The sequence below is a fragment of the Allobacillus halotolerans genome, assembly GCF_018967645.1.
Lineage (GTDB): Bacteria > Bacillota > Bacilli > Bacillales > Alkalibacillaceae > Allobacillus > Allobacillus halotolerans.
In genome coordinates this window covers 21,414-38,707 of record NZ_JAHLZF010000004.1, presented here as the reverse complement: position 1 = coordinate 38,707, position 17,294 = coordinate 21,414, and the positions used below count along the sequence as shown (strand labels likewise).

Sequence of the window (17,294 nt, the reverse complement as noted above, 5' to 3'; positions counted from 1 at the left end):
AATTATGTATAACGTTTATGCCTTAGGAGGATGTAATATGACAACAACACGTATAGCAATCAACGGTTTTGGAAGAATCGGCCGCATGGTATTTCGCCGTGCTATGAAAGAAGATCAACTGGATGTTGTAGCAATTAATGCAAGCTATCCTGTTGAGACACTAGCTCATTTAATTAAGTATGATTCAAACCATGGAAAATATGACGGTGAAGTAAAAGTAGAAAATGACAAATTAATGATAGATGGACAATTGATTGAAACAGTTTCCAACCGTAACCCTGCAGAGCTGCCATGGAAAGATTTAAATATTGATGTAGTCATTGAAGCGACTGGAAAATTTAATTCCAAAGAAAAAGCGCAGCCGCACATCGATGCAGGCGCTAAAAAAGTGGTTTTGACCGCACCAGGTAAAGGTGGCGTTGACCGAACAATCGTAATGGGGGTTAACGAGGGCGACTATCAACCTGAAACGGATGAAGTTATTTCAAATGCGTCTTGTACGACGAATTGCTTGGCACCTGTAGCTAAAGTGTTGGAAGATCAATTTGGTATTGAAAACGGGTTGATGACAACTGTTCATGCATTCACCAATGATCAGAAAAACTTGGATAACCCACATAAAGATCTACGTCGTGCCCGTGGTGCAACTCAGTCAATTATCCCTACTTCAACTGGTGCAGCCAAAGCACTTGGAGAAGTAATGCCGACACTTCAAGGGAAATTGCATGGAATGGCACTTCGCGTCCCAACACCAAACGTTTCACTTGTAGACTTAGTTGTAGACGTCAAACAAGATGTGACCGTTGAAGAAGTTAATCAAGCATTCTATGATGCAATGAATGGTTCCATGAAAGGGATTCTATCAATCAATAAAGAACCACTTGTTTCAATGGATTACATGACGGATGCTCATTCTTCGATTGTTGATGGACTTTCGACGATTGTGATGGGAGACCGAAAAGTTAAAGTGCTTGCTTGGTATGATAATGAATGGGGTTACTCCTGTCGTGTAGTAGACCTTGTTAAATATATTGCTGATTCAATGCCGATGAATAACTCAGTCGATACTAGAGCAAAAGAAAATGTTGATATTTAATTAGTAAGTAGATTAGCAAGATAGGAAACCTGAACGATTTAACCATAAATCGTTCAGGTTTTTTTATAGACCCTCTAATCGATGATAGAGCAGATTCTTTGTTCGCTACCCCCGATTAGAGTGCTTCTAATCGACGATAGAGCATAATTTTTGTCCGCTACCCCTGATTAGAGCGCTTCTAATCGAATGTAGAGCATAATTTTTGTCCGCTACCCCTGATTAGAGCGCTTCTAATCGAATGTAGAACATAATTTTTGCCGGCTACCCCTGATTAGAGCGCTTCTAATCAAATGTAGAGCAGATTTTTTTCCCGCTACCCCCGATTAGAGCGTTTCATAACTGAAGCCACTACCAAATACCACGTGAATTCGCTACATCCGATTTAAAAAGAAAAGGTCACTTGCATCTAAGGGAGAAAAATCGAAAATCTTCCTAATTTTATTCGGTTTGTTTTATATATATCATTTATTCATTTAACGACAGAACGATAAGTAACTTTTCCTTATTTGACACGGTGTCATTCCTATGGGATAAGTAGTAGAAAGAAAGGGTCGACAGATTTATTGCTTGTTGGCGTTTGTAAGTTCGTCAAGTGTTAAAAAACAACACTAAACTTTAGCAATGCGATTTGTTATAATTAGGAGAATAATAGTAGAAGAAAAAATCGGGGTGGCTATGAATGAAATGCCCAAATTGTGATTATAAAAGTACACGTGTATTGGACTCCCGACCGATTGATGAAGGCAAAACAATTCGTCGGAGAAGAGAATGTGATGAATGTAATTATCGGTTCACCACATTTGAACGCGTTGAAGAAATTCCATTGATCGTTGTAAAAAAAGAAGGTATGCGAGAAGAATTTTCTCGAGAAAAGCTTAAAAGAGGTTTGTTGAAAGCGTGCGAGAAAAGACCGGTATCCGTCGAACAAGTCGAAAAAATTGCTTTCGATGTGGAGCGAGAATTACGCAATCAAGGAAATTCTGAAGTGATGAGCAATGATATCGGCGAAATGATCATGGAACGATTGGCGGATGTCGATGAAGTTGCTTATGTGCGTTTCGCATCGGTTTATCGTCAATTTAAAGATATTAATGTTTTTATGAATGAACTGAACGAAATGATACATCGAACAAAGAAAGAGTAGGTATGGAGGTTATATGAAATGACGATGGAACGGATGAAGCATTTATTACCTAATGACCGTATGAAAGTCATGCAGCAAGATGTTTTTTTCACGGATGCTGATTCCGTTTTGACATTATTGTATCAACCTTTAATCGGTAGGGAAGCTGTAGCATTGTTTCAATTTTTGAAGGAAGAAGCGGCGAAACAAGTAGCTGACGCTTCAGTCTCTCACCATTATGTAATGACGATGTTGAATATGGATTTGGATGAATTCTTTGAAGCGAGAAAGAGACTGGAAGCAATTGGACTATTAAAAACGTTTAAAGAGTCATTGAGTTATACGACGTTTTATTATTTATTGCAGCGGCCATTTTCAGCTAAAGGGTTTTTCGCTGATTCTATGTATTCAGTGTTATTGGAACATCAAGTGGGACAAGATGTAGCCAATCAATTGAAGAAAAAATTAATTCAACCGAGAAAATTACCGGATTCCGTACAGCAGCTGACCACATCATTCGATGATGTGTTTACGACTGTTGCGCCAAAAGAAGAAGCGGAAAATCCTCCGATCAAACAAGACAAGCAAGTCGAGGAATCGAGCTTACCGGTGGATTGGTTGAAAAAAATGCTTTCTCAACAGCAGTTACAACCCCAATCGATCTTAACCCAATCGAATTTGATTTTCATGGAGAAAATGATCAAGATCTATGATGTGAATTTCCTAGAGCTTGAAAAAGCGGTTATGTGGGCAGTGACTGAAGCATCAACACTCGATCGGAAAGAGTTTCATGCGATGTGTAAAGATATTTATTACAAAAAACATGGAACCGTCCCGCCAAGATTATATCGACACAACGCTCAGTCCGAAGAAAATCCATTATCCAATCAGCCTAAAAGCACGAATGCTTCCACACCGAATGGAAACATTTCAAAGAAGGAGAAGTTGATTCATCACTTTGAAAACATTACACATCGTCAGCTATTGGAGGATCATTCAAGTTCGGGAGTAGCTTCCATGAAAGAAATCGACATGATTACGGAAATGATGGAGACACACGGACTTTCCCAGCCTGTCATGAACGTCTTAGTTGACTATGTGTTAAAAAGAAATCAAAATAAATTATCGAAAAACTATCTAGAGACGATTGCAGCCCATTGGAGTCGTGTAAAAATTACGACGGCTGAGCAAGCGATGGATATAGCCAAAAGAGAACATCATATGTATCAACAATGGCAACAGAAAAAACAAAAACAGACGAAAAAATCAAACGAAGTTTTACCAAAGTGGTTTAAGGAACAGAAGGAATCGAATAAGAAGCAGCCAGCAAAACAAGAAAAGTCAGCGGATGAAATAGAAAAAGACCGCCAAGAGCTAGAACAATTCATAAAAAGTTTTCAAAAATAGCTGAATGAATAATGTCAGATAATAAGGGTGAAAACGGATGGAACCAATCCAAACGGCTTTAAGCCAGTGGTTAAAAGGCAAAGAGAATTATCAAGCATCGATGAGAGAAATGAAATCTAAGATTCTATCATCTCCAGAGATTCAAAACTTCCTTGCTCAACATCCACAAATCACAAATCAACAGATAGAGAAGCAATTGATCAAATTATATGAGTACGATTATCAATCGAAGGCCTGTGAGAATTGTCCTTCACTTGATGGTTGTGTGAATGTTGTACAAGGATATGCGCCAGAGATCTTGGTTGAAAATGAAAAGATCAAACTAATTTATCACGAGTGCCCACGAAAAGAAAAAGCCATTCAACAACAAAAACAGCGCTCGATGGTCAAGAGTCTTCATATGCCAAGAGAAATACATGAAGCATCGTTTGATCAAGTCCACCTACAAGATGACGGTCGGGTGGAAGCATTTAAGAAAGTACAGAAATTTTATCATGAAAGTAAATCATCTTTACCTTCCCGTGGCCTTTATCTATATGGGCAATTTGGGGTCGGTAAGACATATATGTTAGCGGCACTTGCAAATCACTTGGCTGAACAGAAAATCGATACGTATTTCATTTATATGCCTGAATTAGTCCGTGAAATGAAATCTTCCATATCCGATTCAACGATTAATGAAAAAATCGACCGATTTAAAAATGCGACTGTTTTGATTTTAGATGATATTGGAGCTGAATTTTTATCTTCATGGTTCAGAGATGAAATCTTAGGTGCAATCTTGCAATATCGGATGATGGAACGATTACCAGTATTCTTTACGTCGAATTATACACCAGAAGAGCTTGAAACAATGCTATCCCAATCGGGTAGAGGAAAAATGGAACAACTGAAAAGCGCACGGATTATGGAGCGTATTCGTCAAGTGAGTGAACCCGTTGAAATAAACGGAAAAAATTATCGAGATTTTCAAAATTAATGTCCTTTCACATTTTTTTAATCCCTATTTCATACAATGTATTACCTGAGACAATGCGCAAAGACAAGCAAGACAGGAATACAGTCCGACAACCTTAGGCTTTTGTTTGTTCGCACTACGTTTCAAGCATAAGCCTTAGTTTTTCAATGAAAGAGGGATCTATGTGAAAGAGACATCTTTTTTATTTCGTGAATTGAAAGAAGCCAAGCAGTTTTACTTTTTCTTACTCGGTAGACTTCAAACAGACCAACTGACAATGTCTAATCAAACCATCACAATCCGAACCGACTCCCCCGACTCACCAATCGAACTAGTGGAACTCATTTATCCATTTATCTTAGAGCATTACGGAACAAAAATTTCACACTTCATTTTGGAAAAACATTTTTACTTTGAAAAAGAAGAACGTGATCAAATCATTCCTTACATTGTTACACTCAGTGCGACGCCAAAGTTCGTACATAGCCAATTTCAATACTCTTTATACGAACGGTTGGTTCAATTTTTGTACGAAGAATCTGATGAATTGATCTCAGTCGATAAGATGTATCAGCAATTATTCATCCAAGATCATAATTGGGTTGAGCTCGTTGGTTTCGGCATAGAGGAGTGGAAACAAGAATTAATTTATCAAGAAAAGATGTATGAGTTGAGGAGTCAGTTGGATATTTACGCAAGCGTTTATGACAAAGTAATTGTTTTGTTGGACCATCAACAAGAACCGGTCGTGATGGATAAACAAGCAAGGGTAATTGGCGACAATTCTTTGCTGGACGGTAAGTATCGATTTACACAAGAGACGGAAGACATGTTGAAGCATGCCGAGGTATTGCGGAAGTTATTGCTCATTAATCCTGAGAAAATCATTGTATATACAACGAAAAATCAAACTCATAACTTATATGCAATTATGAATGTTTTTCAGGAAAAGGTAGAAATTCGTTCGCTGGAAAATTTCCCGTTTTTACATGTGAAATAGTTCTATCTAAAGGCTATCAACAGGTTTAACTGTTGATAGCTTTTTGATTGGAATTTTGCTAGCGAGTAACAAGTACAGGACAGTAAAAATCCTTCATGCGAAACTCCATCAATTTTGTAAAACCAATTTAGATGACATACCAGTTATAATTTTTAAATACATTCTTTCTTGCTTTTCGTCAATCTTACCGATATAATACAAACATAAATAATGATCGAACTGCTTTGAGAAGGACATGGATTCATTTGACACAGCTCAAACAGAGAGGAAAGCCTTGGCTGTAAGCTTTCCGGGTATGCCAATGAATCTACCACCTTTGAGCATTCAATGTGAAAACCAATTCGGTGATTAATATTGAACGTTGCATCAGCGTTAACGATGTCTCTTGAGTGCTGTCACGTATGACAGAATCAGGGTGGAACCACGGGTTAAAACGCTCGTCCCTTTTATGTATAGGGATGGGTGTTTTTTTAATGGGAAGCATTCGATCGTTCGTTCGTAATTTCAATAAAGGAGATGATTTCATGGCAGAAATGATTCAAATTACTTTTCCAGATGGCAATCAAAAAGAATTTGAGAAAGGATCCACAACTGAAGATATAGCTTCATCCATCAGCTCAGGATTGAAAAAGCAAGCACTTGCCGGAAAGTTCAATGGACAGATGGTTGATCTTCGTCAGCCGCTTGAAGATAACGGTGAGATTCAAATCATTACGTATAAAGATCCTGAAGGGCTTGAGGTGTTGCGCCATTCAACAGCACACTTAATGGCTCAGGCTATTCGTCGTCTCTACGGTCAAGACGTGAAGTTTGGCGTCGGTCCGGTCATTGAAGATGGTTTCTATTATGACATGGATATGGAAGAATCCATTACACCGGAAGATCTTCCTAAAATTGAAAAAGAAATGAAGAAAATTACGGATGAAGCGCTCGAAGTTCACCGGATTGAAGTGTCTCGAGAAGAAGCAAAAGAGCGTTTCAAGAATGATGAATTGAAACAAGAATTAATTGATGCCATTCCTGAAGGAGAGTCCGTAACGATTTATGAGCAAGGGGAGTTTGCTGACCTTTGTCGTGGCGTTCACGTCCCTCATACAGGGAAGATCAAAGTATTCAAATTGCTTTCGATCTCAGGAGCTTATTGGCGCGGGGACAGCAATAATCAAATGCTCCAGCGTGTATATGGAACGGCGTTTGAAAAGAAAAGCCAATTGGACGAATACTTAAAACAGCGCGAAGAAGCAAAAGAGCGGGATCACCGTAAGTTAGGTAAAGAGCTGGATATTTTTACGGTTTCTCAAAAAGTTGGCCAAGGTCTTCCGTTATGGTTGCCAAATGGTGCGACGATTCGCCGGATCATTGAGCGGTACATTGTCGACTTGGAAGAACGTTTAGGCTATAACCATGTTTATACGCCAGTACTAGGTAGTGTCGAGCTGTATAAAACGAGTGGTCACTGGGATCATTACCAGGAAGATATGTTCCCTGCAATGGAAATGGATAATGAAGATTTAGTGCTTCGTCCGATGAACTGTCCTCACCATATGATGGTTTATAAAAATAACTTGCACAGCTACCGTGACTTACCTGTACGGATTGCAGAACTCGGTACGATGCACCGTCACGAGATGTCCGGTGCACTTGCTGGATTACAGCGGGTTCGAGGAATGACATTGAATGATGCCCATATTTTTGCCCGTCCAGATCAATTGAAAGATGAATTTATGCGGGTCGTTCGTTTGGTGCAAAATGTTTATAAAGACTTCGGTATTGAAGATTATTATTTCCGTCTTTCGTATCGTGATCCTGAAGATAAAGAGAAGTACGTTGATAATGATGAAATGTGGAACAGAGCAGAAGCGTTATTAAAAGAAACATTGGAAGAAATGGATCTTGAATACGTTGAAGCGACAGGCGAAGCGGCATTTTACGGTCCGAAATTAGATGTTCAAGTGAAGACTGCGCTCGGAAAAGATGAAACGCTATCCACTGTCCAGCTCGACTTTCACTTACCGGAACGTTTCGATTTAACATATATCGGTAAAGACGGTAAAGAGCACCGTCCTGTCGTCATTCACCGTGGTGTTGTTTCAACAATGGAACGCTTTGTAGCTTTCTTGATTGAAGAGTACAAAGGAGCCTTCCCGGTTTGGTTAGCGCCAGAGCAAGTGAGAATCATTCCTGTTTCATTAGAAGCACATATGGATTACGCCAAGAAAGTTGAGGAGCAGCTGCAAGAGCAGGGAGTTCGGGTTCAACTGGATGTACGCGATGAAAAACTCGGGTACAAAATTCGAGAAGCACAGACGAAAAAAGTCCCTTATGCATTAGTATTAGGTGACGCGGAAATGTCTGAAGATGCAGTGAATGTGCGTAAATATGGTGAAAAAGATACCGAAACAATTGGGCTGAGTGATTTTATCGATCAAATTAAGAACCAAATCAGTCAAAAGAGTTGAGACTAAATCTACGACTTGACAATTATAGTGATTATGCATATACTAGGTAAGGTGAATTGAATAAGGTCATGAACTGACAAGTAGAAGCACCCGCTTCTCACCTGCTTGACGCTCGCAATGGGTAGTTAACAGGTCCGAACAGAACCAAAACCGTTGAAGAAGACTTGTTTTAAGTCTTCCGTAGAACGAACTGTTAAAATGTGGGTGCCAAGGTGCCCACATTTTTATTTTTATTGAGAGTGGTTGAACTACTTTCAAAGCAAATCACTTGTCGGATAATGCCTTGATTTAAAAAATTATGGAGGTGGCTAACGATTAGCAAAGATATTGTGAATGAATCCATTCGAGCAAAGGAAGTCCGTTTGATTGATGTCAATGGTGAGCAATTAGGAGTAAAGTCAAGAAACGAAGCCTTGGAGATCGCTGAAAAAGCGAACTTAGACCTCGTGTTGGTTGCTCCACAAGCAAAACCACCAGTTGCTCGTATTATGGATTACGGAAAATACCGCTTTGAACAACAAAAGAAAGAAAAAGAGCAACGTAAAAACCAAAAGGTTATTAATGTAAAAGAGATTCGTTTGACTCCAGTGATTGAGGAGCACGATTTCAATACGAAATTACGTAATGCTCGTAAGTTCCTTGGAAAAGGCGACAAAGTCAAAGTCAGCGTACGTTTCCGTGGGCGTGCGATTACCCACAAAGAATTAGGTCGTGAAGTTCTCGACCGATTCGCTGAACAAACCAATGATATCAGCAATGCGGAATCAAAGCCTAAAATGGAAGGACGCAGCATGTTCATGATGCTTGCTCCTAAAGCAGAGAAATAAATTCGTTCGTTAATTTAAGGAGGATATAGTCATGCCAAAAATGAAAACTCATAAAGGTGCTCAAAAACGTTTTAGAAGAACAGGTACTGGTAAATTTAAACGTGCTCATGCGTTTACAAGCCACATGTTCGGAAATAAAACACAGAAACAAAAACGTAAACTACGTAAAAGCGCAATCGTTGCTAAAGGCGACGAAGGCCGTTTAGAAAAAATGCTACCGAATAAATAAAAACAATAAGATTCGACATAAATAGGAGGGAATTACCATGGCACGTGTTAAAGGTGGAACAGTTACACGCCAACGACGCAAACGCGTTTTGAAACTAGCAAAAGGATATTACGGTTCGAAAAGAACGTTATTTAAAACAGCAAAACAACAAGTAATGAAATCAGGTCAGTATGCATATCGTGACCGTCGTCAGAAAAAACGTGAATTCCGTAAGCTTTGGATCGCACGTATTAACGCGGCAGCTCGTATGAATGACATTTCATACAGCCGTTTAATGCACGGTTTGAAACTTGCAGGAATCGAAGTTAACCGTAAAATGTTAGCAGATCTAGCTGTAAGTGACGAACAAGGGTTTACAAACCTTGTTAGCCAAGCAAAAGACGCGCTTAAATAATAGACTGATTGAAACCTTGATTGGTGAGTGTGAACACTCATTGATCAAGGTTTTTTGTGTATTGGGATCTTTTTTCAACGTTAATTCTTAAAGCTTCAGTGTTAAATTGCGGTGCTTCAGTGTTAATCTTCGAGGCTTCAGCGTTAATTTGTGAATCTTCAGGGTTAAATCGAAATCCTTCAGTGTTAAATTGTAAATCTTCAGTGTTAACCCGCGAACCTTCAGTGTTAATCCGCAAACCTTCAATGTGAATAGCAAATTCTTTCAACTTTCTTCCGTTAACGTACTTTTGAAATCTAATGAACACATACAATCATGTGCTTAAACTGAGACTTGGCTAGTAATTGACAAAATTATCATAATAATTTAAATTTAAAGATATACTATCAAGAGTTATACATAATTTAAAAAAGGAGGAGTAGCTATGAATAATTTTCAGTTGACGACTACGCAAATGTTAGAAAGAGCTGAGAAGTATTTTTCGCAAAAAGAGGTTGTGTCTAGGACAGACCTAAAAGTTCATCGGTTAAATTATAAAGAAGTTGGACAACGTTGCCGGTCATTATCAGATTCATTAGAGGCACTTGGCATAAAAAAAGGTGATCGAATAGGAACGCTAGGTTGGAATCATCATCGACATTTGGAAGCTTATTTTGCCGTTCCCAATATGAATGCGGTTTTACACACGATTAATTTCCGATTGCCACAAGAACACTTAATTTACGTCATCAATGATGCGGAAGATAAAGTATTGCTTGTTGATGCACAGTTTATTGGCTTAATTGAAGCGATTAAAGATGAAATCCCTTCTGTTCAACACGTCATCTTAATGACGGACGAAGAAAACATCCCAGAAACATCCCTTCCTTCAGTCTATCTCTATGAATCACTCATTGAACAAGGTGATCCCACTTATCAATATCCAGAAAACATCCAAGAAAATGATCCAGCAGGTATGTGTTACACATCTGCGACAACAGGCAAACCCAAAGGTGTCGTCTATACACATCGAAGCACTTTTTTACATTCCATGACATTAGGCTTAGCTGAAACAACAGGTGTACAAGAAGAAGATGTATCATTACCACTTGTACCGATGTTCCACGTAAATGCTTGGGGATTCCCGTATGCAGCTACATGGTTCGGTACAAAACAGGTATTACCTGGACCGAATGTTACCCCACAACTGATTCTTGAATTGATCGAGCAAGAAAAAGTGACAATGTCAGCTGGAGTGCCAACAATTTGGTTAGGTGTCGCTCAAGCATTGGAGCAAGGAAATTATGATACATCGAGTTTAAAAGCTGTTATATGTGGAGGTTCCGCTGCACCGAAAAGCTTGATCGCTCTGTATGAAGATCGTTTTAATATTCCATTTATCCATGCATATGGAATGACGGAAACAAGCCCTGTCGCAACACTTTCCCGACCACTCAGTAAACATAAGGAATTAAGCCGCGAAGAGCAGTTGAATATAAAAGCAACACAAGGACGTGTTGTACCCGGCCTCGAAGTGAAAGTCATCAACGAAGACGGCGAAGTACCTGCGGATGGTGAAACAATGGGTGAATTGACCATTCGTGGACCATGGATTACAGATCAATATTATAATGCACCGGATAAAACAGCTGAATCTGTTAAAGATGGCTGGCTATATACAGGTGACATTGCCACAATCGATGAAGATGGCTTTATTCAAGTTGTGGACCGGACGAAAGACTTGGTTAAAAGCGGCGGAGAATGGATTTCAACCGTTGCACTTGAAAATGGCTTGATGGCTCACGAGGCCGTTGCTGAAGCGAGTGTAATCGGTATCCCGCATGAAAAATGGCAAGAAAGACCGCTTGGCGTTGTTGTTTTAAAAGAAGGAGCGGATGTGACGAAAGAAGAGTTATTCGAGTACATCAAACCAATGTTTGTAAAATGGTGGCTTCCGGATGACATTGTTTTTGTCGATGAAATCCCTAAAACTTCTGTCGGTAAATTCTTGAAACGAGCATTACGAGATCAGCTTTCTGATTATTATTTGCAGGAACAATAGGAATGTTTGTCCCCAGCGGAAAATCTCGCTGGGGATTCAGTTTTTTAGGGTATGTGAAATCCGTGCATTGTTGAATGATACATATACAAAATGGTAAAATCACTGTTTATCTAGTTAACTTATATAATAATATTTGAAGGTCGGCTTTTATATTTGGGAGGTTAGATTAATTGGAAAAGCTAATTTTATTTTTAGTTATATTTTTATTTATGTTAGCTGGCAACTTAATAGGTTATAAAATGCTACCAAGTAAAACTGTAATAAAATCACCTATGATATTTTTAGTTTTGGTAATACAATTAAGTATTATCTCAGGAATTTATATTATTATATAAAAATTAAGGGTACTTTTCGTGAACAAAAGGGGTTACATGAAGTTAGAACGGCTACCTATATGTTTCTATAATAATATAATTAAGTAACATATTCATTAAAGAAAGAGGAATCACATGTATCTATTAGCTGGCTGGTTAGTCATCATTAATTTTATTGGATTCATCGTCATGGGAATCGACAAACGAAAAGCACGCCTCCGACATTACCGCATTCCAGAATCACGGATTTGGACGATCGCCCTCATTGGAGGGGCGCTCGGTGCTTGGGCTGGCATGAATGTTTTCCGCCATAAAACAAAACATATCCAATTTGCTTTCGGGCTACCATTGATTACATTGGTATGGGCTGCAGTCTTTTTATGGGGCTAAGCTTTTCGTCAACTTGTCATAAAGGCTCGTCTATTGTCATATCCTTTAGTAAGCCTATTTGAAAGGAGGCTGCCATGGAGGGTGTTATCGGTTGGATCCAACAGTCGATTGACTCTAATCAGATGATTGCACCGGTGTTGTTTATTGCATTTCATATTATCCGTCCTTTTTTATTTATTCCGGTTGCATTCATATGCATAACGGGTGGTTTGTTGTTTGGGATGACATATGGGGTTGTCTATTCATTGATTGGTGTCACACTTTCTAGTCTTCTTTTCTATTTGGTTGTTCAACAAACACCGAGCCTGTTTAAACGATTTGAACGGCTCAGGGAAAAAATGTTTGGAAGACATAGCCAATTAAACATGCCACAAGTCGTTTTGTTACGCATTACGCCATTTATCCATTTCCACTTAATTTCCTTAATACTGATTGAGATGACACGTAATTTCAAAGAGTATGCAAGAATGTCCATCATCTCCAATCTACCTTTAGCTTTTGTTTACACGACATTTGGTCAATGGTTTCAGTCATTGGGAATCGTACATCTGATCTTGTTTTTATCATTGATCTTGATTTTGATGTATTTGATTCGAAGAAAAGAAATCATTTTGAAATGGGAAGATTTCTTTACGGTTGAGCGAACAGAAAATTGATTTTCTCATGTGGAGGATAAACCTTCTTTGTTATACTGAATAACAGAGGAGGTTTTTTGATGGACTGGAATATGATTATGGAGATGCAAAAAGTGTTAGATGACCGAATCATGGATAAGATTGGTCGAACTCGCGCTGAGGTAAGCGACGAAAAACTACTCGCCTTGTTGGTTGAAGTGGGCGAATTAGCAAATGAAACAAGATGCTTTAAGTATTGGAGCGAGAAAGGGCCAAATGACCGGCAAGATATTTTAGAAGAGTATGTAGATGGAATTCATTTTCTCATTTCTATTGGATTAGATCGTACATATACAATCCAGCCAACGATCAGACCATCTGCGAAATCATTAACGGAGCAATTTCATGGCATTTATGATGGAATTGTTCAGTACAAATCCAACCCGACCGAAAAACGTTATCATCAATTGCTGTCCGATTATTTAAGCCTAGGCGATACATTAGGTTTTAATGAAATAGATATTTTTCAAGCTTACCAGGATAAAAATGAAGTGAATCATGATAGGCAAAAATCAGGGTACTAACTTTTGTCCTCGAAAACGATTAGCGTTATAATGAAAAATGGTTAGTCAGAAAATAAGGAGGATTCAAAAATGACACAAAAAGACAATATGCAGATGTTAAAAGATTTAACAGATGCAAAAGGGATTCCCGGAAACGAGAAAGAACCACGTGAAGTCATGGAGAAGTACATAGCTCCATATGCGGACGAAGTGACAACGGATCATTTAGGAAGTTTGATCGCCAAGAAAACAGGCGATGAGAACGGGCCGAAAATCATGGTTGCTGGTCATTTAGATGAAATCGGCTTTATGATAACACGAATCGACGATAATGGTTTCCTTTATTTCCAAACTGTCGGTGGCTGGTGGAGCCAAGTCATGCTCGCACAGCGTGTAACGATCATGACGAAAAAAGGTGACGTAACAGGAGTCGTTGGCTCTCAACCACCTCATATCCTGTCTGCTGAGCAACGGAAAAAGCCAGTCGATATAAAAGATATGTTTATCGATATCGGTGCTGCAAGTAAAGAAGAAGCAGAGGAATTCGGTGTTCGTCCAGGAGATTCTGTTGTTCCATATTTTGAATTTACACAAATGAACAATGAAAAACTATTGCTTGCAAAAGCTTGGGACAACCGTATTGGCTGTGCCATTGCGATTGAAGTTTTGAAACGTTTGAAAGATGAACAGCATCCAAACGTCGTCTATGGTGTTGGAACGGTTCAAGAAGAAATCGGTCTACGCGGTGCGAAAACAAGTGCACATGCGATCAAGCCGGACATCGGTTTTGGTGTGGACGTCGGTATCGCTGGAGACATGCCAGGAGTTTCTGATAAAGATGCGGCTGCGAAAATGGGTGAAGGCCCACAAATTATTTTATATGATGCATCCATGGTTTCTCATAAAGGCGTGCGTGACTTCGTTGTTGAAACAGCAGAAGAAAACGACATTCCATTCCAATATGATTCCATGGCAGGTGGCGGTACGGACTCAGGTTCAATCCATTTGACTGCGAATGGTGTTCCTTCGTTGTCCATTACTGTACCAACGCGCTATATCCATTCCCATGCAGCAATGCTTCATTACGATGATTTTGATAACCTTGTGAAGCTACTCGTTGCGGTTATCAAGAAAATGGATCATGAAACGGTTGAAAAATTGACATTTAATTAAATTAAAACAGAGCGATCCTTAAGTGAGGATTGCTCTGTTATTTTTACTTGAAGCAAGGGTGTGAGTGTTTAGCTGTTCGCTTCAAGCGTCATTTGCCAAATAACACTGAAGCTTCACGGAAAAACACTGAAGTTCCGTGAATTGACCCTGAAGCTTCGTGAATTAACCCTGAAGGTTCGCAAATTAACACTGAAGCCGATCGAATTAACCCTGAAGAATTGCAATTTAACCCTGAAGCTTCGTGAATTAGCACTGAAGGATTGCACATTAACACTGAAGCCCCACTTCGATCACTCTCTTTAAAGCTGATTCGTTTCTTGTTCTAAAATATCCAATACATACTTTTTGTCCTTTTCGTTGGCGCCCTGCCAGAGCATTTCAAAAAGTACGCCAAGACCTGGAAGCATCTTTTCTTCTCCACTTTCGACAGCGTCAACAATGGTCGCTTGTAATTGTTCCTCATTATTTCCTGCGATATTGTTTTTGATTGCTTTACGTAAATTTAAATCCATAAGCTCACCTCATAATTGAATTTTGTTGTAGTTTGGTCAAAAGACTTTTAAACTATGTATAGGAAATGTGTGAGGTGTATAAAACATGATTGAATCGAAACAAAATCAACGTGTCAAAGCATGGAAAAAATTAAGCCAGAAAAAACATCGTGATCGTGAAGGACTTTTTTTAGTGGAAGGCTGGCACTTAGTCGAAGAAGCGGTAAAAAGTGATTGGACGATCGATACATTAATTGTGGAAGATGGAGTGGAAGTTACTGATGAATGGAGTACATTACCTCTTGAGTTTGTAAGCTCTCCGGTGATGAAGGAAATATCCCAAACAGAAACACCACAAGGTATTGCTGCAGTCGTTCGTCAAAAAGAGTGGGAGCTTAATCAACCTAAACGTATGTTAATGCTCGATCAAATACAAGATCCGGGCAATGTAGGTACAATCATTCGAAGTGGTTTAGCTTTCGGAGTGGAAGCGATTATTTTAGGCAAGGGTACAGTTGACTTATATAATGAAAAAGTCGTTCGTGCGACACAAGGTGCGCTGTTTCATTTTCCTGTCATTCAATCCGATTTATTTGAGTGGCTAAACAAGCGAGACATCGTCGTTTATGGAACAGCTTTGGATGAACAAGCGAAAGCATTACCTGAAATCGAACCACCTGAAGCGTTTGCAATTATTTTGGGAAACGAAGGTATGGGCGTGCAACCTTCATTGCTGGAACGATGTAATGAGACCATTTATATACCACAAGAAACAAAGGCCGAGTCGCTAAATGTCGGCATCGCTGCTAGTGTAATTTTATATCATTTTCGATATGTCACTTGATATAATTAGGAAAATTATCTATAATAATTGGAGATTTAATCGTTATAAAAGCGTCGAAAGAGCTAAGTAGGCAATACCCGATAATCGATTAAAAGGGATGGAGTATCCTGGACTGAAAATACTCCAATCGATGGGATTGTACGAATTTCACTCTGGAGCTGACACTACAGGTGTCCGGGTCCTTGATCCGTTATTCAATGAAGTGGGTTTGCGTTAAGATAAAGCAAATCAACGAGGGTGGTAACACGGAAATCAACTCGTCCCTTATTTACAGGGAGGAGTTTTTTTATTTTGCTTAAAGAAAGCGGTTGTTGACCAAAAGGAGGATATTTATGAAAGAGCGGCTACAGAGCATTAAACAAGAAGCCATAACTGAAATTGAAGCGGCCGATACGCAAAAATCTTTGCAAGACGTGCGTGTTCAGTTTTTAGGGAAAAAAGGGAAAATCACGGAAGTTCTTAAAGGGATGGGGAAATTATCGAAAGAAGAACGTCCTGTCATTGGTCAGCTCGCCAATGAAGTGCGTGATGAGATTACTGCATCCATCGAAGAAAAAGCGGATTTACTGGAAAAACAAGCGATTGAAGAACAATTGAAAGAAGAGACGATTGATGTCACACTTCCAGGTCGGCCGACGCATACGGGTGGTCCTCATATTCTCATGAAGACCATTCGAGACATTGAAGATTTATTTATCGGCATGGGATATGAAGTGGCAGAAGGACCGGAAGTTGAAACAGACTACTATAACTTTGAAGCGTTAAACTTACCAAAAGGTCATCCAGCTCGTGATATGCAGGATTCGTTTTATATTACAGAAGAGTTGTTGATGCGTACACATACTTCACCGGTTCAAGCGCGGACGTTGAATGCACATGAAGGAAGAGGACCCGTTAAAATTATTTGTCCTGGAAAAGTGTATCGCCGTGATACAGATGACGCGACACACTCCCACCAGTTCACGCAAATCGAGGGACTTTATGTGGATGAACATATTACGATGAGTGATTTAAAAGGAACATTGAATGTTCTTGCAAAACATCTATTTGGTGAAGATCGTGAAATTCGCCTGCGCCCGAGCTTCTTTCCATTCACTGAGCCATCCGTTGAAATGGACATCTCTTGTAAAGTTTGTAACGGAGACGGCTGTTCCGTTTGTAAACATACCGGTTGGATTGAAATTTTAGGTGCAGGACTCGTCCATCCAAATGTTTTGGAAATGGCTGGTTTTGACTCCAAAAAGTATACAGGATTCGCATTCGGAATGGGGCCAGAACGAATCGCGATGTTAAAGTACGGCATTGAAGACATTCGTCATTTCTATACGAACGACGTCAGATTCTTGAAGCAATTTCACCAGGTATAAGGGG

General features: G+C 39.3%; 18 protein-coding genes and 1 other annotated feature. Of the genes, 16 read left to right on the top strand and 2 right to left on the bottom strand.

Features of this window, described 5'->3' with window-relative positions; all coding sequences use genetic code 11:
* Window positions 1-37: 37 nt before the first annotated feature.
* The 9 genes from KQ486_RS04120 (at window position 38) to rplT (ending at window position 9,493) form a co-directional block, all read left to right on the top strand.
* Window positions 38-1,096, top strand: coding sequence for a glyceraldehyde-3-phosphate dehydrogenase (locus tag KQ486_RS04120; RefSeq protein WP_216686861.1), 1,059 nt, complete (start codon window positions 38-40; stop codon window positions 1,094-1,096).
* Between the two features lie 679 nt (window positions 1,097-1,775).
* Window positions 1,776-2,240 carry a transcriptional regulator NrdR gene (nrdR, locus tag KQ486_RS04115; protein ID WP_144160776.1) on the top strand — a complete coding sequence of 155 codons (465 nt, stop codon included), beginning with the start codon at window positions 1,776-1,778 and terminating at the stop codon, window positions 2,238-2,240.
* Between the two features lie 18 nt (window positions 2,241-2,258).
* Window positions 2,259-3,626 carry a replication initiation and membrane attachment family protein gene (locus KQ486_RS04110; RefSeq protein WP_216686860.1) on the top strand — a complete coding sequence of 456 codons (1,368 nt, stop codon included), beginning with the start codon at window positions 2,259-2,261 and terminating at the stop codon, window positions 3,624-3,626.
* A gap of 37 nt (window positions 3,627-3,663) precedes the next feature.
* The gene (gene dnaI, locus KQ486_RS04105) at window positions 3,664-4,605 is read left to right on the top strand and encodes a primosomal protein DnaI (protein ID WP_216686859.1); all 942 of its coding nucleotides are present in this window, start codon (window positions 3,664-3,666) and stop codon (window positions 4,603-4,605) included.
* A 163-nt stretch (window positions 4,606-4,768) separates the two neighbouring features.
* Window positions 4,769-5,584, top strand: a complete 816-nt coding sequence (gene ytxC, locus KQ486_RS04100) for a sporulation protein YtxC (protein ID WP_144160767.1) — start codon at window positions 4,769-4,771, stop codon at window positions 5,582-5,584.
* 215 nt (window positions 5,585-5,799) lie between these two features.
* Window positions 5,800-6,032, top strand: a binding site (T-box leader).
* 76 nt (window positions 6,033-6,108) lie between these two features.
* Window positions 6,109-8,043, top strand: a complete 1,935-nt coding sequence (thrS, locus tag KQ486_RS04095; RefSeq protein WP_216686858.1) for a threonine--tRNA ligase — start codon at window positions 6,109-6,111, stop codon at window positions 8,041-8,043.
* Window positions 8,044-8,369: 326 nt separating this feature from the next.
* The gene (gene infC, locus KQ486_RS04090; protein WP_255439702.1) at window positions 8,370-8,870 is read left to right on the top strand and encodes a translation initiation factor IF-3; all 501 of its coding nucleotides are present in this window, start codon (window positions 8,370-8,372) and stop codon (window positions 8,868-8,870) included.
* A gap of 31 nt (window positions 8,871-8,901) precedes the next feature.
* Window positions 8,902-9,099 carry a 50S ribosomal protein L35 gene (gene rpmI / locus KQ486_RS04085; RefSeq protein ID WP_144160758.1) on the top strand — a complete coding sequence of 66 codons (198 nt, stop codon included), beginning with the start codon at window positions 8,902-8,904 and terminating at the stop codon, window positions 9,097-9,099.
* A 37-nt stretch (window positions 9,100-9,136) separates the two neighbouring features.
* On the top strand, window positions 9,137-9,493 hold the full coding sequence (gene rplT, locus KQ486_RS04080) for a 50S ribosomal protein L20 (RefSeq protein WP_216686857.1): 357 nt from the start codon (window positions 9,137-9,139) through the stop codon (window positions 9,491-9,493).
* Window positions 9,494-9,530: 37 nt separating this feature from the next.
* Here rplT and KQ486_RS04075 read toward each other — a convergent pair whose 3' ends face one another.
* Window positions 9,531-9,761, bottom strand: a complete 231-nt coding sequence (locus KQ486_RS04075; protein WP_144160755.1) for a hypothetical protein — start codon at window positions 9,759-9,761, stop codon at window positions 9,531-9,533.
* 156 nt (window positions 9,762-9,917) lie between these two features.
* On the opposite strand from KQ486_RS04075, the gene KQ486_RS04070 reads away from it, so the two are divergent.
* The 5 genes from KQ486_RS04070 to KQ486_RS04050 all read left to right on the top strand — a co-directional run bounded on the left by KQ486_RS04070 (window position 9,918) and on the right by KQ486_RS04050 (window position 14,588).
* Window positions 9,918-11,534: a long-chain fatty acid--CoA ligase gene (locus KQ486_RS04070; RefSeq protein ID WP_216686856.1), complete on the top strand. Its 1,617-nt coding sequence runs from the start codon at window positions 9,918-9,920 to the stop codon at window positions 11,532-11,534.
* A gap of 449 nt (window positions 11,535-11,983) precedes the next feature.
* Window positions 11,984-12,238, top strand: a complete 255-nt coding sequence (locus KQ486_RS04065) for a DUF1294 domain-containing protein (protein WP_216686855.1) — start codon at window positions 11,984-11,986, stop codon at window positions 12,236-12,238.
* Between the two features lie 74 nt (window positions 12,239-12,312).
* Window positions 12,313-12,894 (top strand): TVP38/TMEM64 family protein, encoded by a 582-nt coding sequence (locus KQ486_RS04060; protein WP_144160746.1) that lies wholly within the window; start codon window positions 12,313-12,315, stop codon window positions 12,892-12,894.
* 59 nt (window positions 12,895-12,953) lie between these two features.
* On the top strand, window positions 12,954-13,436 hold the full coding sequence (locus tag KQ486_RS04055; protein ID WP_144160743.1) for a dUTP diphosphatase: 483 nt from the start codon (window positions 12,954-12,956) through the stop codon (window positions 13,434-13,436).
* A gap of 69 nt (window positions 13,437-13,505) precedes the next feature.
* A complete protein-coding gene (locus tag KQ486_RS04050; RefSeq protein WP_216686854.1) occupies window positions 13,506-14,588 on the top strand; it encodes a M42 family metallopeptidase in 1,083 nt (360 codons plus the stop codon).
* A 299-nt stretch (window positions 14,589-14,887) separates the two neighbouring features.
* Here the strand turns inward: KQ486_RS04050 and sspI are convergent, their stop codons facing one another.
* A complete protein-coding gene (gene sspI / locus KQ486_RS04045; protein WP_144160738.1) occupies window positions 14,888-15,100 on the bottom strand; it encodes a small acid-soluble spore protein SspI in 213 nt (70 codons plus the stop codon).
* Window positions 15,101-15,185: 85 nt separating this feature from the next.
* Between sspI and KQ486_RS04040 the strand changes: the two genes are divergently transcribed.
* Both KQ486_RS04040 and pheS read left to right on the top strand, forming a co-directional pair.
* Entirely contained in the window at window positions 15,186-15,923 is a 738-nt protein-coding gene (locus tag KQ486_RS04040) for a TrmH family RNA methyltransferase (protein ID WP_144160735.1), read from the top strand.
* A 332-nt stretch (window positions 15,924-16,255) separates the two neighbouring features.
* Window positions 16,256-17,290, top strand: coding sequence for a phenylalanine--tRNA ligase subunit alpha (pheS, locus tag KQ486_RS04035; protein WP_144160732.1), 1,035 nt, complete (start codon window positions 16,256-16,258; stop codon window positions 17,288-17,290).
* The last annotated feature ends 4 nt before the right edge of the window (window positions 17,291-17,294 follow it).